Raw genomic sequence first — 25,443 nt, forward strand, 5'->3', positions numbered from 1 at the left:
CAACCCAGAAAAGGCTACGATCCCTAATAAATACATTTTTCCAGTTTTATTTCTTAAGCTTGTTGCGCTGTTATCTCTCATGATTCCACTTCCCTTCAGTAGTTAAAGCTGATTAAAAACTGCTGACAAATTACTGCTTCTAATACTTCTACTTTTTATACCTTCGCAAAACCTAATAAATGGGCGGTATCTTTTAAGAAAATCTTAAAGTGCGCCATAGGGTCACGGCGAACGAGTTTCTTATTCATATACGATTCAAAGGTTAAGCGCTGAACATCTTTATCTTCACACATCTTGACAAAGCGCTCACGTCGTTTATCGTTGTTGTACCAAAAACGCTGCATGATTCCGAGTACCAAAAATACGGTGCCGTGTTCTTTCATAAAGCGTTTACGGGCCTTTGCCAAGACCTTGCCGTTGCCAGTCACAAGTAGCTCTTCCACCGCTTCTGCAGCTACTCTGCCACCATACATGCCGTAATAAATTCCTTCGCCGGAAGCCGGAGCTACCACTCCAGCAGCATCGCCAGCCAAAACAACGTCTCTGCCGTTATCCCACTTCTTCAATGGCTTCATTGGCAGCGGTGCGCCTTCATGCCTCAGCATTTCAGCATTCTCTAGGCCAGTTTGTTTTTTGAGAGCACTAACTGCACCTCTCAAAGAAAAGCCTTTATCAGCTGTACCTGTACCGATACTCATGGTTGTGCCATGAGGAAAAATCCAGCCATAAAAGTCTGGAGATAATGCGCCCTGATAAAAAACATCACAGCGTGAACCATCAAAGCCGGCCGGTGGGTTTTCAGGGACTTTGACGATCTCGTGATAGGCAAAGACATATTCCACATCTTTAGCACCTGGAATAGCCTGGCGCCCAACACCAGATTTAGCCCCATCGGCACCAATCACTGCCCTCGCACGAACGGACACAGTTTCGTCAGGCGCACCATGCTTGCCACGCACAACATAGTGAATAACGGAGACTCCATCTTGATCCCTAGTGAGTTTTTCAAAGATGCCAGTTCTTCTTTCAGCACCATCATTAGCGGCACGGACGCGCAAAAATTCATCAAACTTATCGCGATCAACCATCCCTACAAAGCCGCCCTCGATATGCATATCTACCGCCTTATCTGACGGCGCAATCATTCTGGCGCAATTGGCTTTGGCTACTAAGAGCTCATCAGGTATTTCAAAATCCTTGATTAGGCGTGGAGGTATGGCACCACCGCAGGGCTTAATTCGGCCCATACGATCCAACAAGAGTACTTTTCGACCTTTCTTTGCAAGATCACTTGCAGCTGTAGCTCCAGTTGGTCCACCGCCAACAACAACGACATCAAAAGTTTCTAGGGCACTCATTTTCATCTCCATCATATTCAGTTAATTGATTGATTTGCTATACACCCACTAAATGACTCGACATATTGTTTGTTTGTTTTTGCGAACGAGTCTGGTAAGACAGGTACGCAGCCACAACAAATAAAACACCTTCTAAGAAAAAGACAAAAGCATAGGCAGAAGCTGGATCACCCAAAATAATCCTCGCGATATCGCTTAAACCTGTTCCAATAATTCCACCCAAACCAAAGGCCATCGCTTGCGATGCTCCCCAAATCCCCATTCGGACTCCCTCTCGCCGTGCACTACCGACGCTGGCAAATTGCATCATCGATCCGATAGCAGCGATGGAAAATGCGCCATTAAATATGCCCAATAAGAAAACGGCTACCTTAAAGAAAATGACATTTGCAATGGGGCCAGATAAAACAAGGCCAAGCATTGCCAGGGCTGAAGCTAGACAGCCGCCTATAGTCCAATTGCTAAGTGACGTTAGGGTCTGGGATTTAGCCTTACTGGTCACAAAAGCTAAAACTAACATGCCGACTAATACACCACCGTTTTGCAAACCGGACAAAGTAGTTGTTTCAGCAGGAGTGAAACCAAATGCAACTGCAGCAAAAGGTTCTAAGATCAAATCTTGAGAGCTATAAGCCAACATGGACACAAAAACAAACCAGGTAAACGAACGTACCCTACTTTCTTTCCAGACCTCAGCAAAGGCTTCACGAAAAGTAACATTGCTTGGAGTTTCTAACTCAACTTCATCCACGTTGGGCGTCAACATCCTAGTTTTGGCAACAGGCGATTCCATTCCCCAGATTGCCAAGAATGTCACCACGACTGCAATTACAGATACCGTAGATGAAACCATTAAAAGACGTTCAAATGAAAATGGTGTGAGAAATTTTCCACTAACGCTTGCCGTAAAAGCAAACCCAAAAATCATCATCAACCAAACACAAGTCGCTGCTGCTGCCTTCTTTTTAGGCTCTACTCGTTTTGCTAGAAGCACGAGTAATGCTGTGCCGCTAGAGCTAACACCAATGCCAATCATTAAAAAGGCAACGGTTGCCAGTGCAATACCTAGGCCAAGGGAGCTACTTAAAAGAACTGTAGAAGCGGCAGCCAATACACCCCCGCTTGCTAATACCAAAATTCCCCCACGAATCCATGGGCTTGCTCTGCGAGTTTGATCGGAACCAAAACCCATTCGTGGGCGTATTAGCTGAATAAAATAATGAAGTGCCACCAATGCCCCAGGTAAGATTGCTGGCAAAGCTAACTCAACCACCATCACACGATTTAAGAGCGAGGTAGTCAGCACCACGATCGAGCCCAAAGATGCCTGGACTAAACCTAGCCGAGCGATTTGAGGCCAAGTGAGGTAAGTAGTATTGGAAGCGCTCATAGACAGATTATTTAATTTACCGAGAAACGTCCTGCTACTGCAAACGCACTAACCATCATCCCAGCGACAAACAATGGCACTCCAAAACCACTGAGAAATAATGCACGCTTGACCGGGTCAAGCAAGAAGTGACGCATCATCACGATTTGCCCTGCTATCAGCAACGCAATAACGCCAGCCTGCCAATAAGCACCCCATATTAATAAGAGACCAAAAACGCCAAACTGAGGCGCTAACATCATCAAGCACGCATTCTGGGCTGCGCCTGCGATACCGAGTTGAACTGGCAAAGAGAGTACGCCCATTTGACGATCACCTTCAATTGCTTTGAAATCATTTAAGGTCATAATGCCGTGCGCACCTATGCTATACAAAATAGCAAGCAGGATGGATGGAGTGGACGGCAGTAGGTCTCCCATCATTACGGCAGAGCCTGTAAACCAAGCCAATCCTTCATATGAAATTCCGCATGCGGCATTACCGTACCAACCATTTTGCTTAAAGCGAAGAGGCGGCATGCTGTATAGCCAAGCCAGCAATAATCCCAGTAAAGTCGCTGCGAATGCCCACGGACTTATCAACCATCCTAGTAAAAGTGATAGACCAGTCCAAATAAAAGCAACATAAAGACCCCAAGTTCCAGGCATGCGTCCAGAAGGAATCGGACGTTGCGGCTCATTAATTGCATCAACCTCGCGATCAAACCAATCGTTGACTGCTTGACTAGCAGCACATACCATCGGGCCAGCAAGAATGACACCAGCGATTAATACGTGCCAACGTCCTTCGAAGGAAACACCAGTAGCAATGACACCGCAGGCAAAAGCCCACATTGGAGGAAACCAAGTAATAGGCTTCAGTAATTCAAGAATAGCGGATGGCGCTGGGAAGCGGCGCACTGTCAGTGTATTTATGATCGCATTCCCCACTTCCAAAGGCGCTCGCTAGAGAAAGGCACCACCATCAAAATATGCTCCAAGACTGCTAATGACAAAATAGCCCCAGTCAATGACATAGAAGCAACCTGAAAGTCACTTGCACTAGGATGGGCTGCTGCTTGCCATAAAGGAATTGCGCAGAGAATGCCACCGATCACTGATAACGGTAGTAAAGGATTCATTGGCTTGCAAGTGAAATAGGTAAAGATGTACTTGAGATGATTAGGCAGAAAGCGTTCATTGAGATTTGCAACACCCAAGAAGACATTGAGCTTAGCGCTTTGACGCATTAACCAAAGGATGATGAAAGTCCAGAATCCTGTTTGATTCGAGCCACCCCAAGTCATCAAAGTGACAGCCAGCGCCAACACGATTAGTGCAATCTCATGATGTTGAACAGTTTGAAATGCGAAGTACATCTTTTTCAAGCCTCGGCAATCTGCTGGGCACGGCTCTCGACGTGGGCCGGTTACATACCCAAATAAGAAGCCAATTTCTTGCCAACCCCAAACCAGAATAGCGCAGGTAAAGCCACAATAAGCACCGGCTACAGTACTCAAGTTAGCGCTAGTTTTCAGCCCAACCAAAGCTAAAGCCAAAACCATGCCACTTACCCAAAAGGTATTTTTATAGGTTGAAGGATTGCGCTGATTTAGCAATAGGATGATCCCAGTGCTAAACCACCATATAAAAATCGCGTAGAGGATAGGCCAAACAATACTCATAAACTTACCAGGTTGGAGCCATGCGAACGTTAGCGGGCAAGGTGTTATCTTGTACTGGGATAAAGTACAGTTTTAAGAACACCAAACCAGCGCGAGCGCCTAAGATAGATGTCTTTACCTTATTGATTAAGCCGCCCTCTTTCTTGTAAAGATCCATCTTTTCAAACAGCGCTCTCATCTCCTCGAGATAGCGATAGAAGCGTGGATCATCTAAATTCACAGAAATTGGGAATACCTGCTTAATAATTTCATTTGTAATGAACAGCACCTTCTTGTCATAGTCTGTTGGAGAAATCTTCATAGCCTTATATAGCTCAATACGGGTATGGTCACGAACATACATCGTGGCATATACCGCAAGAATGAAGAAGCGAATCCATAATTTATTCACCCCCTGAAGCAACTTCGGATTAGCCCGCATGATCAGTGCGAAAGATTCGCCATGGCGGAACTCATCATTACACCAACGTTCAAACCATAAAAAGATTGGATGAAAACGGACTTCAGGGCGACTCTCGAGTTCTCTAAAGATCGTGATGTAACGGGCGTAACCAATCTTCTCTGAGAGATAAGTAGCATAAAAAATAAACTTAGGCTTAAAGTAAGTGTATTTCTTAGCTTTAGCTAAAAATCCTAAATCAATACCAATATTGAAGTCCTTGAGCCACTGGTTAATAAAGCCAGCATGGCGACTTTCATCTCTTGCCATATATCCAAACAGCATACGCATATCGGGGTTGCTAACCTTGCGCTTAATCTCAGCATATAAAATACAACCAGAAAACTCAGAGGTTATCGAGCTGATTAAGAAATCAACGAACTCGTCATATAAGGCTGGATGAAGATTGGAATAATCCTTATCCATATCTGCAGGCCGCTGGAAGTGATCAGCATTATTATCACCCTCATACTCTGCCATCAATGCATCCCACTCTGGACGCAAGGAATCAATACTGATGCGATCCATCTCTTTAAAATTGGTCGTATAAAAACGTGGACTTAATACCGCATCTTCCAATGCCATCTTCGTGGATTCATTAATAGAGCCCTTCGCAGGGATCTGACTTTGCAACATGCTTTCTGCGCTATCTAAATTCATTTGCAACTCCAATAAATATTTATGACTTACTGACTGACACTAAATTTGACGCATTAAATAATCTAAAAAAAGTTCCCGCGTTTGTTGGGCCAAAAGACTCCAAATCAACCAGACGCCCAGTTGCGGTATCTGATAATGTTAAGCGGCCATCCGCACGATAAATTAACTCAAATGGTGGTCCGCCATCTAAGCCCCGACGTTTTCTTTCTTGCGCAAGACCACGCAAAGTGCCTCTTACAAAACCAGCCTCACCCTGGACAGAATCAATTTGCTTACCAGACTTGTAATCAATTACTGCAATTGAACCATCAGGACGATCCTCAAAACGCAGTTGTAAAACTTGCGTTGGCAATGCGTCAGGCTCCCGTACCTTACTCAGGTCACGACTATTAATAAAAACTAGCAGCAAAACAATGATGATTACTGCAGCGATCATCATTTTCGCGATAGGGGAAAAGAAATCTTTTCTTTCTAGAGCGCTCATGCCGTCTGTACTCCTGCTGCTTCAACTTGAATTGCTTGAGACTCTACCTTGCTTAAGCCTGTTGATGCCTTCCATGATTCTGTAAGTAGCACTGCTACCTTCTCTGCATCTGGAATGCAACGGATCATTGGCTCTGGATTTGCCAAACGCCAAGGCCGCACATGAGGCCACAAATGAAAGAATGCAATCTTATCTTTAGTGGCAATTTGCATTGGAATGTCACCAGTGCCGTCTTTATACAACTTTAGATCAGCGCTTCTGAGGGTTGTATAAGGTAAATTAAAGGTAACAGTAAGAACAATGCCCACCCTCATCACAATGCGACGATTTGTTAAGGTATACATGGCGGTCGTTGCTGACCAGTAAGCTAATAAACCTACAAGCAATAGACCAATAAGCGCTAAGAAGATCGCAAGAGCAACACTACTCCAACCGGCAGCCAGTCCACCTTCGCTACCCGCTACTGAAAAAAACTGTAAAACCACAATCACTGCAAAATAAACTGCAAGCCATTGCATATGAAATACATGTTTAGCCATAGCAGTCCATCTAGGAGCGCCTTGCCAAAGAATCTTTTCGCCAGCAGGCAAAGGTTCGGGCAAGCCTAAGGCTGCCTCGAACTCATGCTCTGCTGATTCATATGGTTTTTGATTCACAAAATACTTTCAATTTATCGGGATTTAAATGAGGGGTTCTTGGCGCTCAGGGGTTGCATATAGAGTTCCGCCGCCGTAGTAAGCCATAATCTTCTCTTCTTCCAGCAGCGTGATTTGATCCTGACTCTTTAAGCCTGGTACCAAAGCAAATTGATTACCAAGAATGGATTCCACCTTGATAAAGTCTTTGCCAATTCTAGAAAAATTGATCGGCAGTAACACTCTTCTCCCGCCAAACTCTGGCAAGGTCTCAATTTCAAAATAACGAATCACGACCTCAGCCTGATCAATCCAAAGCTCTTTTACGGTACCGGCAATCACACCATCATCGCCAATCACTTGCATACCAACCGGAGTTTTGTCTTGCTTGGCGACACTAAATTGAACAAGTAAACGGCCTGGCAGAATGCGTTTTTGACCCTCAGCGGTCATATCAGGAATATCTGCACGTTTCGTAAATGCGCCAGGTCCAACTCCATCTAGCATTGGATTGCCAGTTGGCACTAAAGGGGCGCCATTGAGATAGCTTGAAGGTCGTGCGGCCACTGATTCAAGTGGCTCATCTTTAGGAACAGTCACATCTCCCCAAAATTCTGTATGGAAAGTCTTCGGAGCTGGCATACCAGCAATTCCCGCCGCTCGCCTGGTCTCACCACGAACGTCATACTCTAGCGGAAAGCCTTCGCGCTTACTTTCTACAGTAAGGTAATAAACGAGGGCCGCAAAAAATACCCAAAACGCATATAGAACTAATTGCGCAACATCCACGTACTCTGTAATTGCTCCGGTTGCCATCTTGCTCTCCCTTTTAACAATAATGCTTATTGAGATAAAACATACTTTGTCACTACCTAACTTGGTAACTCATCTAAACCAAACTTCTTAGAAACATTCACCACAGCTTCCTTATTCATCAGAACCAAAGGACCAATTGCAATCAATGTAGCAAACAACAAATAAAATTCAATGTGATACACAAAACTATATCCCGTAGCAGTTGAAATCAAACCATCACCCAAAAAGCCACTGGTTGCAAGACTGGAAATAACATCGCGTATCACTCCGCCAGCGGCAATTGCTATACCAGAAGCGGTGGCGTGTACTGCACCCCAAGCACCTAAGACCAAGCCATTCATTCCACCTGATTCAAAGCTCATGGCAGCAGTTAAAGTGCTAACAGAAAATAGTCCGCCTCCAAAGCCAATTAAAAATGCGCCGCAACGAAATAATGAGGGCGACATCAAGGGCTCTGAAAAAATGACGCAACTAAACGCCAAAATACCAAACAAAGCGCCAATTGAGGCAAGACGGTATGGATCAATAGATCGATTTAAGTAACGTGCTGCGAGACCAAAAGCAACTAGGGCGCCTAAAGAAGTAAGACTAGTTAATACTGTAGTAGCACTTACCGATAGTCCCAATACTTCAGCGCCATATGGCTCCAAAATAATGTCTTGCATGCTAAATGCTGCCGTACCCAAACCTAAGGCCACCAAAAAACGCACTACTTTGCCTTGCTGCGAAAAACTAGCCCAAGTATCTTTAAAGCTTGGACTTTGAATAGAGTGCGCAGTTAAATGAGGTTGGCGAGGCTCTTGCTTCCAGGCCGCAATTAAATTTAGAACTAATGTGGTTGCTGCAACACCCTGGACAACACGAATCAAGAGAATTGGTGTGATATCAATGAGCAAATAGCCAAATATCGCGCTACTCACCGCCATACCAACCAAAAGCATCATATACATTAGCGCGACTACTCTAGGTCTGGCCTGAGGTTGGGCTAGGTCGGACGCTAAAGCCAGGCCAGCAGTTTGTGTTGTCTGCATACCTGCGCCTACCAATAAAAAAGCAAGGCCTGTGGCGCCTTGTGCAAACCAAGCAGGCCAAGTGGTATCACCAGATAGCAAAATAAGCGCGAAGGGCATGATTGCGAAGCCGCCGAATTGCAACCAAGATCCAATCCATATATAGGGAACTCTGCGCCAACCAAGAAAAGACTTGTGACTATCGCTCTTAAATCCAACTAATGCTCTAAAAGGCGCAAACAGTAGAGGCAAGGCAACCATAATCGAAACTAGCGCAGCGCTGACTTGGAGCTCAATAATCATGACGCGATTGAGGGTGCCAATCAACATGACCATCGCCATTCCAACAGATACCTGAAATAACGATAGCCTTAAGAGGCGACTTAGCGGTAACTCTTTAGTGGCAATATCGGCAAATGGCAAAAACCTTGGACTAACTCTCTTCCAATTTTCAAATAAGGCTTTACCGCGCCAGGTCAGAGTAAACATTTTCATTTCTATAGAGCTTTATTTTGATCAGACCGCTTTTTGCTTAAGCGCATAGCTTGTGAAAAATAAAAAGCACGTTGTACTTTTTGAGTGCTTACTGGCGCCCAATCCGCTAGTCCATCATGCTTGCTAAAAGTTCTCGTAAGAGAGTCGATCGAAATAGGTTGAATAAATGGGGAGCGATCACTTCTTGGAAATAGACTGCCAATCGTCAACAATGTACTAAGCGCTGCATTGTTAGGGGCAAAAGTAAAGGCAATATTCGCCTTGGTACGATCAGCGAGATTGGCCATAGCATCAGCAATATCCAAATGGTGATAGTGGATCATTGAGTCCATACAAACCACATGATCAAACTCACCCAGGGCTGGATCTAACATATCACCAGAGCGAAACTCAATGGATCCAGAGCCAACATCTTGACCAATTCTCTCGCGAGCCAAATCAACTAAAGTTGGTGATAAATCAATTGCAACCACATGAGCACCGCGCCTTGCCAAATCGGCTGCCAAGACACCTGTGCCACAGCCAGCATCCAAAACACGATGGCCAGACAAATCTCTAGGCAAATAACTAAGTAATAAGTGGCGCATTTCTTCCCGCCCAGCACGAACCTTGGCACGAATACCGCTTACCTTAGCCGTGGACGTGAGCTTAGCCCAAGCATCTACTGCAGTGCGATCGAAATACTCTTGCAGCTGACTGCGCTTTTGAGTGTATGAATTTTCAAGCATCAGATCATCGCCTTAAATTATTTCAACCATGGGGAATAGATATAAGCCAGCAGATGAGCTATCACAGCGATGAACCCAAAAAATTGCGTTCCTTGTATAAGATTGCGATGCAACTCTTCTGATTCTTCACTACTTAAGCCTGATAAGCTTGCTCTAGAACTCATAAGGCTTATAGCTTGTGCGGCTTGTATTTGAATAGCCTTGCTGCCAAGCATAGACTCGCGTGTTTTCTTTTCTTGATCTAAGCGAGCCATCCGAAGTTTCCAGATAAATTGGCCAGCATTGATTACATAAGTAGCATATGCTGCCAAAGCCAATAACATCAGCTGAGTTTGCTCTAAGTACCCAGTTCCCAGCGCAATTAGGTATAAGGTATGAAGCAATAAAACCAGCATACTAAAGACATCTTCCCAGAAAAATGCCGGTGCAAACAAATAGCAGTTAAAAACCACTTTCTCCCAAATACAACCAGTAATCATGATTGTGTAGAGCGTTAATGTTTTAACTACAACTGAAATATTTGCAGCATGCTCTCCCTCGCCTGTGAATAAAAAACGCAGGACTAGGTAGAGACTAATCAGGAAAACAACAAACTGAATAGGCGCTAAAATTCCCTGAACTAGAGTCCATTTAGTTGCATCTCTTCTCACCCTTTCTTCTGGGGTGTAAAGTGGCCTATATGTTTTTTCCATGCACAGTCTGCTGAACTTTCTAAAACATCATTAAAACAATGTCTGCTGCACTTTTAAAGTCTAAAAGTGTCAATCAAAGTTTACGTTATTTAGTAAAATATACCCCTCGGGGTAACCCTAAACTAGTGGTTTCCCTATGGCAATTTATGCAAAAAGAATGCCAAATAGGTTTGTAAGCAATTAGCCCTTTTTTTAAGGGAAAAAGGTGATTTATTTTTTGCGGTGCAGCATTTTTTAGTCCGTATTAAGCACCCATAATTTGCATCGATTGCCGCACCATTAGGAGATTGGCTTTGTCGGACTCGCTGAAAAAAACATTCCAATCTAGCTTAGGAGAATTGGATAGCGCAGAAATGATGCTGTGGCTTAATAAAACCATAGAGTCAGAAATTATCCCCCGCTTATTGATGGGGCATAAGGCGGAATCAGCCAATCACCTAGCTGATAGCCAAAGTAGCAATATCGAGGTAAAACAGAAAGAAATAGTCGATTTTTGCCAGACTTTGCTAGATGGCCCCATAGCGGACTGCTTCACTTTTATAGATCAAATGCAAAAATCGGGCCACAGTCTTGTATCGCTCTATATGAATCTAATTCCCGCCTCAACTAGGCGCTTGCAGCAGCTCTGGGAAAACGATGAAAATAGTTTTACAGAGGTGACTTTGGCTCTAGGTCGAGCCCAAAACCTGATCCATCAATTAAGTCCTGCCTTTATGAGTCAAGGCAAACTCTCTGATTTCCAGGGAAATGCCCTACTGATTAATGTCCCAGGATCGCAACACACCCTTGGCATCCTCATCATGAGTGAGTTTTTTAAATTGAATGGCTGGAATACGACGGTTGAAATTGAATCAACCAGCGCCGATCTCAAGGATCGAATTAGCCTACAAAGCTTTGATTTATTGGCAATTTCTATCTCATGTGAGGATCAATGGGGTACTATGGAAACATTGCTCAATGAAGTAAAAAAGGTTTCAAAAAACAAGGGGATACTGACGATGGCAGGCGGCCCGTTATTCGATTTCAAACCAGAGCTCGTTCAAGAATGCTCTGCAGATATCTGCTCACTCACAGCAGAAGAGGCTATTAAAAAAGTATCAGACTTAATGGCTCAAAAAGCTGCCTTAAATTAAGATGCCTATCTCACATCACCCAGACAAACTCTTTGCTGAATTAAGCGGGAAAGAGCTCAGTCAGATAGCGCGAGCATCGGCTGATATCTCCTTTGTTTTAGATGACTTGGGGTCGATACAAAATATCTATTCTGATAATAAAAATTTATCTAAACAAATTTCAGACGATCTGATTGGGAAGAAATGGTCAGAAGTAGTAGAGCCCGATAGTAGAAAAAAAGTGCAGAGCTTGCTAGACGATGCTAGCCAAGATACCATCTCTAAATTTAGACAAATCAATATGGTTGGCAATGACAGAGATATAGCACTGCCAATGATGTGTGCCTCCATCAAAACATCGTCGAATAAAAAGATTATCGTTATTGGCAGAGACATCACAGAGGTCTCTCGCCTGCAGCAAAATTTAGTTTCGGCTCAAAAAGAGATTAGTCAAAATTATCTACAAATAAGCCAGTTAGAGGAACGATTTCGATCTATTTTTGAAATTGGCACGGAGTCTATTGTCATCGTCAAAGCAGATGATGCATATCCGATCATTGAGATGAATAGAAATGCTATTAAGCAACTGCTTCTTGCCAAAAATAATTGCATTGGAAAATCGCTTCTATCCCTCTTCCCTGCTAGTGAGCTCAGTAAGGCTGCAAATTTTCTGAAAAGTGTTCAAGATACAGATGAGACTAGTATCCTAAAAACATTATTGAGCAATGGTGAAGCTACTCAAATCAGCGCAACCTCCTTTATCAACAGCGGGATTTCCTACTTACTACTGAATCTGAAGCCATTGGACTTAGCGAAAGCATCTAGTCTATTAGATGCTGACTCCTTAACCGTAAAGGCTATTGAAAATAACGCCTATGGTTTTGTCGTTTGCACTCCAGAGGGTCTCATTCTGAAGGCGAATAAAGCCTTCAATAAATTAAGCGCCACCAGGGGTGAACAAGACTTGATTGGCACCAATATCAGAAATTATTTAGGGCCAGAGATAGCAGATTTTGATCAAATGATGCAATCCTTAAAAGGTAAGGCTAGCTCACAATCTTGCGTCTCTTCGATAACTAACGCAACTAGAAGTATTAAGTTAGTCGATATTTCTGCTGTATCCGTAGCACAACCACGCCCCTGTATTGGCATGATCTTCCGCCAAGTAGATTCGAGACAAAACAAAGGTGCACGCATCGATAAAAAACTTGTGCGAAGCTCTCAAGAATTGTCGATGCTCGTTGGAAAAGTACCTTTGAAAGATATCCTCGCTGAAACAACCGACTTAATTGAGCAGCTCTGCATCAAGGCTGCTTTAGACCTGACTCAAGATAATCGTGTTTCTGCCTCAGAAATTTTGGGTCTTTCCAGACAAAGTCTGTACATCAAACTTAGAAAATATGGTTTGGTAGATCTCAATAAGGATATTGATTAGAAAGTCAGTGATGAGCAGTCAAGTTGCACTGATGGTTCTTGTAGATATCCAGTCATCAGCAAAAATCAGTGGTATCTTAAGGCTCATGTTTGCAAGGCTATGGCTGTGGTCGACGCCAGGGCTTGAGTTTTATAAGCATATGGGCTCAGGAAAAAATGGGGGGTTCTCCATTCACCCAAGCGGAACCCATCAAGCCCTCTTTTGCGTTTTTCAGGATGGCCCAAGTCTTGATGCATTTTGCCAGTCCTCCAAACTCATACGATGGTACAAAGAGCATGCAAAAGATTTCTTTTCTGTAAAACTGAAAGCGTATTCGTTAAAGGGTCAGTGGTCAGGATTTGTTCCACAAATTACAACGCAAGCACCACAATCAGGCCCAATTGTTTCCATTACAAGAGCATCGATTAAGCCCTTATATTGCCTACCCTTTTGGCGCAAGCAACCGGCAGCTGAAGTGTCTCTGCAACAATCGTCGGGTTGTATTATTGCTGCCGGTGTTGGTGAGGCGCCTTTTTTTCGCCAGGCTACCTTTACGATCTGGGAATCTCAGTCAGCAATGGATCAGTATGCTAGGCAAGGAGCGCACCAGCGTGCCATTAGCGCTTCCTTAAGTGGCCATTATTTTTCTGAATCTATGTTCTCTCGCTACCTACCCTTTGATGCCCAAGGTAGCTGGAAAGGTCGCACTCTTGGCTAAATCACCTGTCATTATTATTGGTGGCGGCATTGCTGGATTAACTTGCGCACTTGATCTTGCATCCTCTGGGGTTGAAGTCATTCTGATTGAAAAAGAATCCCAAGTTGGCGGTAAGATTCGACAAATCGATTGCTCAATTGATCCGCTAAAGCCATCGCCTATTGATTCAGGTCCAACAGTCTTCACAATGCGTTGGGTTTTTGACGCCCTCTTCGAAAAAGCTGGTACCTCCTTAGAGTCAGAGTTGAGGCTAAAGAAATTACAAATTCTTGCTAGACATGCTTGGAGTAAGGATGAGAGGCTCGATTTATTCTCCGATGTCGAACAATCCGCTCAAGCCATTTCAGAATTTTCTTCTCCGAGTGAAGCAAAGCGTTTTTTACAATTTACCGATCAATGTCGCAGACTTTATAAAGCACTTGAAAAGCCTTACATGCTTTCGGCGAAGCCAAACTTTGGAGGCATGATTGCCGACTTAGGAATTGCTGGATCTAAGGTCTTATATGACATTGGCTTATTCAATACGCTCTGGAAATCATTAGGCAATTACTTCCATGACCCTAGATTGCGCCAATTGTTTGGTCGTTACGCAACCTATTGTGGCTCTTCACCCTTTCAAGCACCTGCTACCCTCATGCTTATTGCTGATGTTGAAACCCAAGGAGTATGGGCGATTGAAGGTGGTATGTTTAGCCTCGTTAGTGCCATTCGCAAGTTAGCACAAGATAAAGGTGTGCAATTGATGACTGGGAAGACTTGCGAAGAAATTCTACTTAAGCATGGCAAGGTCAGCGGTGTTCGATTAACAGATGGAAGTCTCCTCTATGGAGAGCATGTTGTTTTCAATGGCGATCTTGCTGCACTCCATAATGGCCTACTCAATGCAGAGGGAATTAAAGCATTTAATGAAAAGATGAGTCCGCCTTCACCCGCGAAGAGATCTCTTTCTGCAATGACTTGGTCAATGAATGCAACAGCAGCCGACTTTCCTTTGCTGCGACACAATGTTTTCTTTAATCAAGACTACCAAGCTGAGTTTGACGATATCTTTAATAGGGGTCGCCTCCCTCGTAAACCTACTGTCTATGTCTGCGCCCAAGATCAAGGTGACGTTCATCAATCATTCTCAGGACAACAAAGACTGCTATGTCTAGTGAATGCTCCAGCAACAGGTGATCAATCTGAATTTAATGCCCAGGAAATCGACAAATGCGAACACGAAACCTTTGGTCTTCTGCAACAATGTGGTTTGAATATCGATTTGGACAGTGCAATATGTCACCGTACGACACCCGCCATTTTCAACCAGCTCTTTCCGGCAACGGGGGGAGCCCTTTACGGCCAAGCCAATCATGGCTGGATGGAAACTTTTGGGCGAGCTTCAGCACAGAGCCCGATTCCGGGTCTACTACTGGCGGGGGGCAGCGTGCATCCGGGGCCGGGAGTTCCAATGGCAGCGCTATCGGGACGCATGGCGGCCGCAACCCTGATGGGACACCTCGGTTTGACCAAGCTGTCGGGAAGAACGCTTATCTCTGGTGGTACATCGACGCTCTAAGTGATGATGGTCAACATGGCATTGTCTTAATCGCGTTTGTTGGCAGTGTATTTTCTCCTTACTATGCATGGGCTAGAAGAGGCGGAGTTTCTGTTAACCCTGAAAATCATTGCTCGCTGAATGTTGCTATTTATAGCAAAGGTAAAAATCGCTGGGCTATGACAGAGCGTGGTGAAAAGCAAGTCTCCCGGAGCTCTACTGAACTTTCGATCGGCCCTAGCAATCTTCGATGGGATGGCAATAAGTTAATCGTCCAAATTGAAGAGCGTGCCGTCCCCTTTGGGCAAAAGGTTTCAGGTACGGTTGAGCTTTATCCAAACACTCTCTTCAACTTTAGTACGCCCTTAGATGCAGCTGGCAAACACCGCTGGGGGCCTCTTGCTCCATCAGCTCGCGTCAAGGTCAACTTAAATTCTCCCAACTTGCAGTGGGAAGGCAATGCCTATTTAGACTCCAATGAAGGTGACGAGCCTATCAGCCAATCCTTTCATGAATGGGATTGGTCTAGAGCGGAGATGAGTGGTGGCAGAACTTCAGTTATTTATGATGTGCGAGAAAAGAATGCTCAAGAAAAAATCTTAGCACTGACCTTCAATCCTAATGGCACGATTGATCATTTCGAAGCTCCTCCAAGACAAGCCCTTCCAAAAACCATCTGGGGGATTAAAGGACATATGCGCAATCAAAGCTCTGAGGGCTTAGAAGTGGTTCAGGTCTTAGAAAACACGCCTTTTTATACGCGCTCTGTTTTGAATTCTGAATTATTAGGAGAAAAGGTTCTCTCGTTTCATGAGACATTGAGCGTACCAAAGCTTACCTTAGCTTCGACTCAATTGATGCTACCTTGGAGAATGCCGCGTATTACTTGGTAGCTACTGCAATGCCCTACCGCTCTTGCGTGGATTACGACGTTTCTCTTGTCTCTCCATGAGATCAACAAACCATAGCAAACGATCATGGGCTGTTCCATCAAAGCGTTTTTCGTGAGGCACTTCAATGACCGCATCCACTAAATATTTTATTGCTTTATCGGCATCCACTTTAAGCTGTCTAGAAAATATTTTAGAGATCGCTGTAAAAGCTTCTGCCAGAAGAACAATTTTTCTTTTAGAAGGCACATAAGCTCTTGTCGAAACAGAATCCAAATTAAGCTTTTCTACTTGTCGACCAATCTCAGCATAAATCAGCCGAGCTGCCTGAATGGCGGGACGGCAATCCCATGGCAAATCAGAAATACCGTTCTCAGCACGAGAATATAAAACATCAGCATGCTTTAAGAGGCGAGCGATTACGCTAGCAATTTGATCATTGAACTCGGGCTTGCTCAGCCAGGCTTGAGGATCTAAGCCTGCTTCTCTTAACCAATTCAGTGGTAAATAAATTCGTCCGTTAGCTGCATCTTCGCCAACGTCGCGTGCAATATTGGTTAGTTGCATTGCAAGACCCAGCTCACAGGCTCTTGCCAAAGTCTCGGGCTCTCGACGATCCATAATGACGCACATCATCGCTCCAACAGTGCCGGCAACACGCGCGCAGTAATCTAGTAGATCTTCTAAGCTATCGTAAGTTCTAAACTGGGTATCCCACTCATAACCTTCAATTAAAGCTAGGGGTAGGCTAATGGGTAAATCAAATTCTTTAACTACAATCGATAAAGCACGATCAGCAGCGATATCGTCTGGGATGCCTTGGTAGATGCGATCAAGACGCTCGCGCAACTTAGGGATAGCATCGGGCTCTGCATCTACTGCATCAGCCACATCATCTGTAATTCGACAAAATGCATAGAGTGCGGTTGCTGGATCTCTCACTCTTTGCGGCAAAATTCTCGAGGCGGCAAAGAAGGATTTTGATCCATCCCGCATGGTTGCTACACACTCTTGAAGATCTTTAATGTTTTGACTCATGCTGTTACTTTTTTAGGTTCGGCTACTACAGACATTAATGCTTTTGCTGAAGATAAAACACCGGGGATACCCGCACCCGGGTGAGTGCCGGCACCAACCATGTAAAGCCCCTGAATATCTTCGCTACGGTTGTGCGGTCTAAACCAAGCGCTTTGTAGCAAGAGTGGCTCAAAACCAAAGGCGGCGCCTTTGACTGATAAGAGACGATCCTGAAAATCTTGAGGAGTCATGACAAAGGAAGTTTTAAGATGCTTTTCAAAGCCAGGTAAAACACTTTCATCCAAGTACTTAGCAATTGCTTGGCGATAGGGCTCAGCTTCTTTGGCCCAGTCGGTGCCACTGGCTAAATTCGGCACTGGTGCTAATACATAAAATGCATCACCTCCAGCAGGTGCTAACGATGGATCAGTAGCGGTAGGCCTATGTAAATACAGGCTAAAGTCATCTGCCAATACATGCTTCTTAAAAATATCTGTTAATAACTCTTTGTAGCGCTTACCCAACAAGATCATATGGTGTGGAACGTCAGGATATTGATTATCTGTGCCGAAGTACCAAACAAAAAGACTCATAGAGTATTTACCTTTATCGACCTTGGCATCGGTCCACACTTTGCGATGTTCTGGTGCGATGAGTTTTTTATAAGTCCAAGCTGCATCTGCATTAGAGACCACAATATCGGATGGAATAAATTCGCCGCTAGCAAGAGTTACGCCCTGAGTTTTACCATCAACTACTTCTATATGCTTCACTTCAGAGTTCAGGCGAATCTCCACCCCTCTACTAGCCAACAAACCTGATAAGCCTTTAATTAAAGAGCCTGTACCACCCATAGCAGAGTGCACTCCATGGCGTCGCTCTAGGGAGTTGATAAGTGCATACACCGCCGTAACTGAAAAAGGATTGCCTCCAATTAAGAGCGGATGAAAACTCATCACTTGACGAATTTTGTCGTTCTTTAAATGACGCGCAACCAATTGGTAGATACTTTCCCAAGCCCGCATCTTCATCATTGACGGAATTGCGCGCAGCAAATCACCAAGCGAGTCAAATGCAGTCGAACTTAACTCCTGAAATCCAAGTTTGTAGCATTTTTCTGCTTCAGCTAAAAATCGCTCATAACCTGGTAAATCTTCCGGTGAAAACTTAGCAACTTCAGCACGCATTCTGGCGGGGTCACCCGTGTAATCAAAGTGAGTGCCGTCATCAAAACGGATCCGATAAAAAGGATCCATTGGGCGCAGATCAACATCATCTGACATCTTCTTGCCACATAGTTCCCATAATTCCTCGAGTAGGAATGGTGCAGTAATAATGGTAGGTCCAGCATCAAAGGTATAACCATCGCGATGATGAACGTATGCCCTACCACCGGGGGCATCCAGTTTTTCGAGAACAATGACCTTGTAGCCTTTGCAAGATAAACGAATGGCAGCAGCTAAGCCGCCAAATCCACTTCCAATCACAATGGCAGTAGATGCTTCATTTTCCTTAAAGTCAGCTTTTTTTAGCATTTCCTCAAACCAACTTTTCTACAAAAAAATAGCGTCATATTGATCCTATGACGCTATGAGTTAGAACAAACTATAGATTACTTCATTGCTACGGATTTTGCCGGTGGGACAGGATCTTTAGGCTTCAACACTGGCTTAGCTGGGCCAGTTAAGAATGGATAATCTTGCAACATCGATACACCGTAAAGAGGTTTGTAAGCGCCTTGATGGCATGTGGCGCAATTGGCTTTAGCAACATCACCAGTTGGGCCTAAACGATGAGGCGGAAATAATCCTGTAATGGGTGCCATGTAATTATTATTAATATCTTGCGCCATTCGAATCGCATACCATGCTTTAGCTCTTTGAGGAGGACTTTGCTCCCAAGATGCTATGGCCCGAGTGTTATGACAATATGTGCAGTTGACTCCTAAAGACCTTGAGAAATGCATCATTAATCCATAGGTACTCTCGGTTGCATTAATACTGCTCTTATTACCCGTAGGTAATGCAGTATCACCAATGACCTCAATTTCCTTGTTATTAAGCAAATAAGCTGCATAGGTATTCTTTGGTAAGGAGGAATAGCCTGAGCCATCAACTGGCGTATTTTGACCATTCTTATTACCTAACATGCCATTGCCGACTTTTTCTACAGGATCTTTAAACCACACATTTTGCGGAATGTTATTGCCACGATGACATGTATAACAGGTCACACCAGTCTGAGCAACGTGATCTTGCCATTGAGTGTTAACCCGTTGCGTCATCAAAATCATGTTACGAGCAACTTGTTTGGTATAGAGTGAATCATCTGCAAAGTTGGCAGGATTATGGCAATAAGTACAGCCCTGCTCAGGCGCAACCCAACTTGTCATAGAAACCATGAATGAACCAAATTGAGCAACGCTCAAATTATTGAGAACCTTGACATTTTTATAGACAGCGCCTGCTTTTGGCCCTTCAGCTGGAACAGCCCCATAAGAGACGGGTACAGTATTCTTCGCAGCTTGCTCAGCCAATATGCGTGGGTTATAAATTAAGTCCATGGCAGTTCCGCGATAACCATGCTGGACAGCTTCTATTGGCGGTCTCTCGCAGCCAGACAGCACGAGCACACTTACCAGCAGCGCCGGCAATATCAGAAATTTTCTAAATTGCTTCATGGCTTAACTCCTGTGATAACAGGTGCAGCGGGGGGTGGAGGCATTACAAATCCAGATGAACTAGGATCAGCTATTGGGGTGCCAAAAACATAGGGATAAGATGGTGCAACATTATGTTTGACTGCCCATAAATACCAGTTATCCACTACGGTACCGGTGAGCAAAATACCAATGCCACCTACTAAAGGTGTGAGTACTGCAAACCACCAAGCCCAACGGTGAATTGATTCCATCGTGGCATTAAAACCCATAGTCCATCTCCAGAATAAAGCCGCTCTCTCTGAAGCCGTACCCCGATCAACAATTTGCTCAATCTCACGTTCACCACCAAAGCGACTGACTGCCAAAATCGTTGCGCCATGCATAGCAAACAAAAGCGCTGAGCCATATAGGAAAACAATCGAGAGCATGTGGAATGGGTTATAGAATAAATTTCCATATCGTAGTGAAAAAGCAGCAGTCCAATCTAGGTGCGAAAAGACACCAAATGGCACAGCTTCACTCCAGCTACCCATCATGATGGGGCGAATAAATCCCAACACAAGATATAACCAGATAGCAGCTAAAAATCCCCAGGCAATATGTGTACCCATGCCTAAGGCAATTGCACGACGATACATTCTTCCCCACCACAATAAAATCGACAAGGTAAGGAAAAAGCCTGCCATCATCCACCAGCCACCCTCATTTAGCGGCATAAACAAAGATAGTCCATGCTTTGGCAGGGGCGGATCTAGTGATAACCAAAATAATTGGCGTACAAACTGAATTGGATTCCAGTTAACTGAAGCCAACATATTCCAACCCATAATCTGAATTGCAATAATGCCGAAGAATAAAGAAGCTAGGCCTAATCGCCCTAAATAAATTGGGCCTAGTTGCGCATTACCAAGACGACCAAACAGGTGATAAAGTTTAGGCTCTCCAAAACGCTCACGCTCATCGTAAGGGTCAATAGAAGTCCCATGATGTGGTGGTGCAACTACCTGAACTTGAGTAAAAAGGTTTTGATATTCCATAATTTTTATATTCCCTTCTTATCGCCAGATCGGCAGGTTTAACCACCAGCCCCACCATTCCGGCCAACCACGAGTCCAGAATGGGCCGCTAATCACAATACAAACAGCGCTCCAGAAAACTGCTGCTAAAGCTAAAAATAATCCAAGACGATGAATACCTAGTGTTCCGATTGAATAACCAATCGAATCCCTAAAGAAGGTATCTTCATGCTCAGGCGTTTTAACAAACTGACCCTTCTGCGGATTGGTGGAAGACAAGACTAAGCCACCATGTAATACCAAAGCAAAGGTAGTGGCAAAAAATAAGGACACAGCGATCATATGCGCTGGGTTGTAGTGAAAATGTAAGTACTGATAGCCCGTATTGGAAACCCAATCTAAATGACTCAAGATGCCGTATGGAAAACCATGGCCCCATGCACCCATGAGTACAGGTCTAATGATTACCAAAGTGAAATAAGCAAATACCGCCATTAAGTAGGCAAAAGGAACGTGCAGGCCCATACCTAGTTTTCGACAAATTTCAATTTCACGTAAAGCCCATGAGAAGAATGCGCCTAGGGCACATACTGTAATCAGCTGCCACAGGCCTCCTTTTAGTAGGGGGGCAAAACCCAATCCATAACTAATATCTGGTGGGGCAATGTTAATTTGCCAAGGGTTCCAAGTAGGTCCCTGTGAGGCACCCCATAAAATGAGTGCGGTGCCCAAAAAGGCAAAGAAAAAAGTGGTGACGCCAAAAAATCCAACATAAAACGGCCCTACCCAAAAATCGAATAAGTCCCCTCCAACTAAGGTACCTCCACGAACTCGGTACTTTCTCTCAAAACTTAGCATGGCCATTTTTTATACTCTCCAATGAATGGATAAATAGGGTTGAGCTAAAAATCTGTTTAGCCTAACCCTATTCACCATTTTTTTACAAATTACTTTGCTGCTGGAACTGATGGTGGCATTGCAGAATTCTCTTTTGCTTCCATCGCCTTGAACTGGGCTTGACTTAGACCATCTAGCCAGTTGTAGCGAACACTGCTCAGCAAAATTAAATGAATCATTGCTGCAAGACCAAACAGAAAAATACCTTGAACAACCATTGATCGCAACGGATCATACAGTTTCCAAATTCTCCACATAATCTTCTCCTAATTTAAGTAAGACATAAAACCATAAACCGCCGACTTCGTTCCATCGATAAGCGACTTTTCTTCAGCCCCTGGAAGCCAAGAACTCCACTTGTTTGGCAAAATCTGGGTAAATAAAGAAATAGCAAAACACACTAAAAAACACAAAATAAAAATAAGATTGAAAGTTATTGAATCCTCCCTGATCATATTTTTTTCTTTGCTAATAACATGATCCATTTTCATATCATTCCCCTAAGATTTATTCCAGTTTCAATGGAACCAAGGACGCCAAGCCCAAACTAAAATATGAGCTACTACTGCAATAGAAACAAAACCAACTAAACCTTGGACATACAGCTGGTGAAACTCCTTGGCTTCGTCATCAGTAAGGCCGGATATTGAACCTGTTCTGTGATCGCTCATAACCAAATACCTCCTTCAAAAATAGCCTTGCGGCCGTTACCGCGCTTAACCCGCGCGACATGGGCTGTAGCGTACGGCATGCCACATTCCGTTTCCAACAAATCGATTGATTTGTTGTAATTAACTTTTTCTGAAGCAATCATGCTTCTACCTCTTCAACAATTTCTTTGCAGGAGGACTTCACTCTTGCAGCTGTAATTCTTTCTTCACTAGCCTTTTCTGCATCTTGTTCTATACGATCGCGCATCTCTTTTGCAGCAGAGATCTGGACTAGAACTGGTCTTGTTTTGATATAGTCAGCAACCAATTTCTGAGCATCTTGATCCCAAGGCAGGGAGTTAGAGCGATAAGTGCGTGTGAGTGAGGCATCAACCTTGTCCATATCGGTGCCCAATGGCAGGATATAAAAGAGCGCATCAAATAAACCATTACAAAATTCTTGAATGATGTATGTAGCACCGGCATAACCCATAAATGGCGTGCCGGTATGACGACGAATAATTGCGCCTGGGAATGATGATGGAATGTAAGAGGCCTTGCTACCAGTCTCAGCCAAATACATTCTTTCGTTATAACTACCAAACATTACTAGCGGAGGCTTCTCTTTAGTGAGCTTGCGCACATCTTGATTATTCGTTTTTTCACCTGGCTTTCTAGAAACAGCGAAGCTACAAGGCAAACCCATCTCATCCGATAAGAAGTGCCGGATGCCCCTGGTGTAAGTTTCATTAGCAACTACTGCATAACTTGCAGTGCTAAAAAAGTCTTGGGTCACTGAACGCCACAAGTCCCAAATAGGTTTAATAGTGGTATGTTTCTCACGCTCAATAAATGGCTCTGGATCCAAGCCAAGCAACTCACCTAGTTTGCGCAAGAACTGAGTAGTGCTATGTAAGCCAAGAGGCGCTTGCAAGTAAGGACGCTCCAAAGCCTCACAAAGCATGCGTCCAAACTCGCGATACATGCAAATATTGACATCGGCATTGACCAAGTTTTCGACTTCAGCTAAATGAGAGCCTAGCGGGAATACCATATTAATTTCAGCACCAATGCCTTCGACCAGACGGCGAATTTCTGCTAGATCGCTTGGCATGTTAAAGGTACCGTAGCATGGTCCAATAATATTGACGCGGGGCTTCTCACCTTCTGCTCTAGGTTTACGCTCTGGAATCTTACGAGTACCGTATTCACTCCATAACCAATACATGGCGCGGTTAGCACATTGCCACTGATCTTCATCAATGGTTCTTGGCAAGAAGCGGGCAATATTCATACCCTCTGGCGTGACGCCGCCACCAATCATTTCTGCAATAGAGCCGGTAACCACTACTGCTGGCAGATCAGGATCTAAGGTTGCATGTGCGCGCTTCATTGCGCCTTCAGTACCTTCGCGACCCAACTGTTCTTCCTCTAAACCAGTCACAACAATTGGTAACTCATGCGGAGGTAACGCGTCCGTGTAATGCAGAACAGAAGTCACGGGCAAGTTTTCACAACCAACAGGTCCATCAATCACTACTTGCAAACCTTTGATAGCAGTAAATACATATACTGCTCCCCAATATCCGCCTGCACGATCATGATCGATGACAAACATTACATCATCTCCTCAGCTTTGCGCTTCTTGATTTTTTTCTCAAGCTTACGACGTACTTCGGCTTTGAACTCAGGATGGTCTTGTGGGACACTTTCCCAGATGCCTGACTTATACCCTGATCCAACATCACCAAAGAATGCTTTCATCTCATCAAAGCGAGCTTGATTACCAATTGCAGCATTAATCACTTGCGCTAATGAGCCGGCGCCTGCAGGCCCCATCAATGGTCGTGCTGAAATCAGATTCGTAAAATAAAGAGAGGGAATAGATGCTTGCTTAGCAGCTTGCACTACTGGAGTGGTTCCAATTGCCAAGTCTGGCTTGAACTCTTTCATTGCTGCTAAGTCTTGCTCTAAAGAGGCGCGGAATTGAACATGTACACCTTTAGCTTCTAACCATTCACGATCTTCGTCACTCCAAGGAGTTCGTGGACATGCAGAACCAACGTAACGGACGTCAGCACCACTTTCAATCAGCAAACGTGCCACGATAAGCTCAGAGCCCTCATAACCACTTAAGGTAATACGTCCTTTAATCGGTGCTGCAGCAAGAACGCCCTTAATGGCTGGGAGAATCCGGTTTTGAGCAGCTGCAATTAAATCTTGTGAAGTGTTAGTTGATTTACCAATAGCCTCTAGCCAACGTGCTGTACCCTCATAACCAACCGGAGCTGATCCAACAATCGAACGCCCTGCTGCTTCAAATTCACGAATACATGAGGTATAAAAAGGGTGTAATGCAGCAACGGTTACACAATCAAGTGCTTGATACATTTCACGCCATTCACGCGTTGGCACTGAAGCTCCCACCGCTAAACCCATCGGTTCAATCATCATGCCAATACCAACAGGATCGGCTGGGAAAATTTCACCTAATAAAGTAATGGTTGGTTTGCTTGAGCGACCAGCACGTGGCGCTTGCACCGGACCCGACATCGCCTCATTACGGGCGTAATTGAGCATTGCGCCGGCTAACACATCTTTTGCTTCAGCATGAGTTGGCACACCGAACCCAGGCACATCAATACCAATAATCCGTACACCGTTAATTTCTTTTGGTAGCAACTGCAGTGGTACACCGCTAGCTGTTGGTACACATAAATTAATAATGACGATAGCGTCATATTTTTCTGGATCAGCTTCTTGATAGACCGCATCACGAATGTCTTCAAACAACTTACCAGTCACTAATGTCTCAGAATTGAATGGTACATAACCCACACTGCGACGTGCCCCATAAAAATGAGAGGTAAAAGTTAAACCATAAACGCAGCACGCAGAGCCTGAAAGAATCGTGGCAGTTCTGCGCATCCGTAAACCTACTCGTAGTGCTCCAAACGCTGGGCACATACTTTGCGGTTGATCATGCGGCCCCTTAGGATAATCTTTAGCATATTGCTGCAAAGTCTCAGATTTTCCTGCTGCCTTAGCGGCAGCAAGCATTTCTGCCTCACCAGAATGACAGCCAAGACCATCCCCTAAAGCAGGATCAGTCTTTAACTTTTCCTCAGGTGTAATCGGGATAATGGTTTTAGTCATAACA

At 44.3% G+C, this 25,443-nt stretch carries 26 protein-coding genes; 5 read left to right on the plus strand and 21 right to left on the minus strand.

Annotation, left to right across the window (positions count from 1 at the left end; all coding sequences use genetic code 11):
* Window positions 1-155: 155 nt before the first annotated feature.
* From ICN38_RS07460 to bchF, 11 genes are read right to left on the minus strand one after another with little or no spacing between them, the layout of a single operon-like run.
* Window positions 156-1,358 (minus strand): geranylgeranyl diphosphate reductase, encoded by a 1,203-nt coding sequence (locus ICN38_RS07460; RefSeq protein ID WP_216256449.1) that lies wholly within the window; start codon window positions 1,356-1,358, stop codon window positions 156-158.
* 37 nt (window positions 1,359-1,395) lie between these two features.
* The gene (locus ICN38_RS07465; RefSeq protein WP_216256450.1) at window positions 1,396-2,748 is read right to left on the minus strand and encodes a BCD family MFS transporter; all 1,353 of its coding nucleotides are present in this window, start codon (window positions 2,746-2,748) and stop codon (window positions 1,396-1,398) included.
* Window positions 2,749-2,759: 11 nt separating this feature from the next.
* On the minus strand, window positions 2,760-3,647 hold the full coding sequence (gene chlG / locus ICN38_RS07470) for a chlorophyll synthase ChlG (RefSeq protein WP_216256451.1): 888 nt from the start codon (window positions 3,645-3,647) through the stop codon (window positions 2,760-2,762).
* 11 nt (window positions 3,648-3,658) lie between these two features.
* Window positions 3,659-4,411, minus strand: coding sequence for a putative photosynthetic complex assembly protein PuhE (puhE, locus tag ICN38_RS07475; protein WP_216256452.1), 753 nt, complete (start codon window positions 4,409-4,411; stop codon window positions 3,659-3,661).
* Window positions 4,412-4,415: 4 nt separating this feature from the next.
* Window positions 4,416-5,510: a magnesium-protoporphyrin IX monomethyl ester (oxidative) cyclase gene (gene acsF, locus ICN38_RS07480; RefSeq protein ID WP_255562765.1), complete on the minus strand. Its 1,095-nt coding sequence runs from the start codon at window positions 5,508-5,510 to the stop codon at window positions 4,416-4,418.
* A gap of 19 nt (window positions 5,511-5,529) precedes the next feature.
* Window positions 5,530-5,946: a photosynthetic complex assembly protein PuhC gene (puhC, locus tag ICN38_RS07485; RefSeq protein ID WP_255562766.1), complete on the minus strand. Its 417-nt coding sequence runs from the start codon at window positions 5,944-5,946 to the stop codon at window positions 5,530-5,532.
* Window positions 5,947-5,990: 44 nt separating this feature from the next.
* Complete coding sequence (puhB, locus tag ICN38_RS07490; protein WP_216256454.1) at window positions 5,991-6,650, minus strand: photosynthetic complex putative assembly protein PuhB; 660 nt, start codon at window positions 6,648-6,650, stop codon at window positions 5,991-5,993.
* Between the two features lie 24 nt (window positions 6,651-6,674).
* Window positions 6,675-7,445 (minus strand): photosynthetic reaction center subunit H, encoded by a 771-nt coding sequence (puhA, locus tag ICN38_RS07495; RefSeq protein ID WP_216256455.1) that lies wholly within the window; start codon window positions 7,443-7,445, stop codon window positions 6,675-6,677.
* Between the two features lie 56 nt (window positions 7,446-7,501).
* Window positions 7,502-8,944 (minus strand): BCD family MFS transporter, encoded by a 1,443-nt coding sequence (locus tag ICN38_RS07500; protein WP_216256456.1) that lies wholly within the window; start codon window positions 8,942-8,944, stop codon window positions 7,502-7,504.
* 8 nt (window positions 8,945-8,952) lie between these two features.
* Complete coding sequence (gene bchM, locus ICN38_RS07505; protein ID WP_216256457.1) at window positions 8,953-9,678, minus strand: magnesium protoporphyrin IX methyltransferase; 726 nt, start codon at window positions 9,676-9,678, stop codon at window positions 8,953-8,955.
* 17 nt (window positions 9,679-9,695) lie between these two features.
* A complete protein-coding gene (bchF, locus tag ICN38_RS07515) occupies window positions 9,696-10,370 on the minus strand; it encodes a 2-vinyl bacteriochlorophyllide hydratase (RefSeq protein ID WP_255562767.1) in 675 nt (224 codons plus the stop codon).
* A 293-nt stretch (window positions 10,371-10,663) separates the two neighbouring features.
* Between bchF and ICN38_RS07520 the strand changes: the two genes are divergently transcribed.
* The 5 genes from ICN38_RS07520 (at window position 10,664) to ICN38_RS07540 (ending at window position 16,044) form a co-directional block, all read left to right on the plus strand.
* Window positions 10,664-11,503, plus strand: a complete 840-nt coding sequence (locus ICN38_RS07520) for a B12-binding domain-containing protein (RefSeq protein WP_216256458.1) — start codon at window positions 10,664-10,666, stop codon at window positions 11,501-11,503.
* 1 nt (window position 11,504) lies between these two features.
* On the plus strand, window positions 11,505-12,917 hold the full coding sequence (gene ppsR, locus ICN38_RS07525) for a transcriptional regulator PpsR (RefSeq protein ID WP_216256459.1): 1,413 nt from the start codon (window positions 11,505-11,507) through the stop codon (window positions 12,915-12,917).
* A 10-nt stretch (window positions 12,918-12,927) separates the two neighbouring features.
* On the plus strand, window positions 12,928-13,614 hold the full coding sequence (locus tag ICN38_RS07530; protein ID WP_216256460.1) for a spheroidene monooxygenase: 687 nt from the start codon (window positions 12,928-12,930) through the stop codon (window positions 13,612-13,614).
* Window positions 13,607-15,172, plus strand: a complete 1,566-nt coding sequence (gene crtD, locus ICN38_RS07535) for a 1-hydroxycarotenoid 3,4-desaturase CrtD (protein ID WP_255562768.1) — start codon at window positions 13,607-13,609, stop codon at window positions 15,170-15,172. Before ICN38_RS07530 ends, crtD begins: the two co-directional genes overlap by 8 nt.
* 158 nt (window positions 15,173-15,330) lie before the next feature.
* Complete coding sequence (locus ICN38_RS07540) at window positions 15,331-16,044, plus strand: carotenoid 1,2-hydratase (protein WP_216862732.1); 714 nt, start codon at window positions 15,331-15,333, stop codon at window positions 16,042-16,044.
* Here the strand turns inward: ICN38_RS07540 and ICN38_RS07545 are convergent, their stop codons facing one another.
* The 10 genes from ICN38_RS07545 to bchY form a co-directional block, all read right to left on the minus strand.
* Window positions 16,045-17,079 (minus strand): phytoene/squalene synthase family protein, encoded by a 1,035-nt coding sequence (locus ICN38_RS07545; protein WP_216256462.1) that lies wholly within the window; start codon window positions 17,077-17,079, stop codon window positions 16,045-16,047.
* Entirely contained in the window at window positions 17,076-18,593 is a 1,518-nt protein-coding gene (locus ICN38_RS07550) for a phytoene desaturase (protein ID WP_216256463.1), read from the minus strand. Before ICN38_RS07550 ends, ICN38_RS07545 begins: the two co-directional genes overlap by 4 nt.
* Before the next feature lie 77 nt (window positions 18,594-18,670).
* Complete coding sequence (gene pufC, locus ICN38_RS07555; protein WP_216256464.1) at window positions 18,671-19,738, minus strand: photosynthetic reaction center cytochrome PufC; 1,068 nt, start codon at window positions 19,736-19,738, stop codon at window positions 18,671-18,673.
* On the minus strand, window positions 19,735-20,757 hold the full coding sequence (gene pufM / locus ICN38_RS07560; protein WP_216862733.1) for a photosynthetic reaction center subunit M: 1,023 nt from the start codon (window positions 20,755-20,757) through the stop codon (window positions 19,735-19,737). The genes pufC and pufM overlap by 4 nt, the downstream gene beginning before the upstream one ends.
* Before the next feature lie 18 nt (window positions 20,758-20,775).
* Complete coding sequence (gene pufL, locus ICN38_RS07565) at window positions 20,776-21,600, minus strand: photosynthetic reaction center subunit L (RefSeq protein ID WP_216256465.1); 825 nt, start codon at window positions 21,598-21,600, stop codon at window positions 20,776-20,778.
* 83 nt (window positions 21,601-21,683) lie between these two features.
* Window positions 21,684-21,890, minus strand: a complete 207-nt coding sequence (pufA, locus tag ICN38_RS07570) for a light-harvesting antenna LH1, alpha subunit (protein ID WP_215298547.1) — start codon at window positions 21,888-21,890, stop codon at window positions 21,684-21,686.
* 9 nt (window positions 21,891-21,899) lie between these two features.
* Complete coding sequence (locus ICN38_RS07575) at window positions 21,900-22,124, minus strand: hypothetical protein (RefSeq protein WP_216256466.1); 225 nt, start codon at window positions 22,122-22,124, stop codon at window positions 21,900-21,902.
* Between the two features lie 27 nt (window positions 22,125-22,151).
* Window positions 22,152-22,304 (minus strand): light-harvesting antenna LH1, beta subunit, encoded by a 153-nt coding sequence (pufB, locus tag ICN38_RS07580; protein ID WP_215295328.1) that lies wholly within the window; start codon window positions 22,302-22,304, stop codon window positions 22,152-22,154.
* Window positions 22,305-22,443: 139 nt separating this feature from the next.
* Window positions 22,444-23,901: a chlorophyllide a reductase subunit Z gene (gene bchZ / locus ICN38_RS07585; RefSeq protein WP_216256467.1), complete on the minus strand. Its 1,458-nt coding sequence runs from the start codon at window positions 23,899-23,901 to the stop codon at window positions 22,444-22,446.
* Window positions 23,901-25,439, minus strand: a complete 1,539-nt coding sequence (bchY, locus tag ICN38_RS07590) for a chlorophyllide a reductase subunit Y (protein ID WP_216256468.1) — start codon at window positions 25,437-25,439, stop codon at window positions 23,901-23,903. Before bchY ends, bchZ begins: the two co-directional genes overlap by 1 nt.
* Window positions 25,440-25,443 lie beyond the last annotated feature (4 nt).

Origin of the sequence: Polynucleobacter sp. AP-Melu-500A-A1, assembly GCF_018882125.1 — a bacterium.
Classification (GTDB): Bacteria; Pseudomonadota; Gammaproteobacteria; order Burkholderiales; family Burkholderiaceae; genus Polynucleobacter.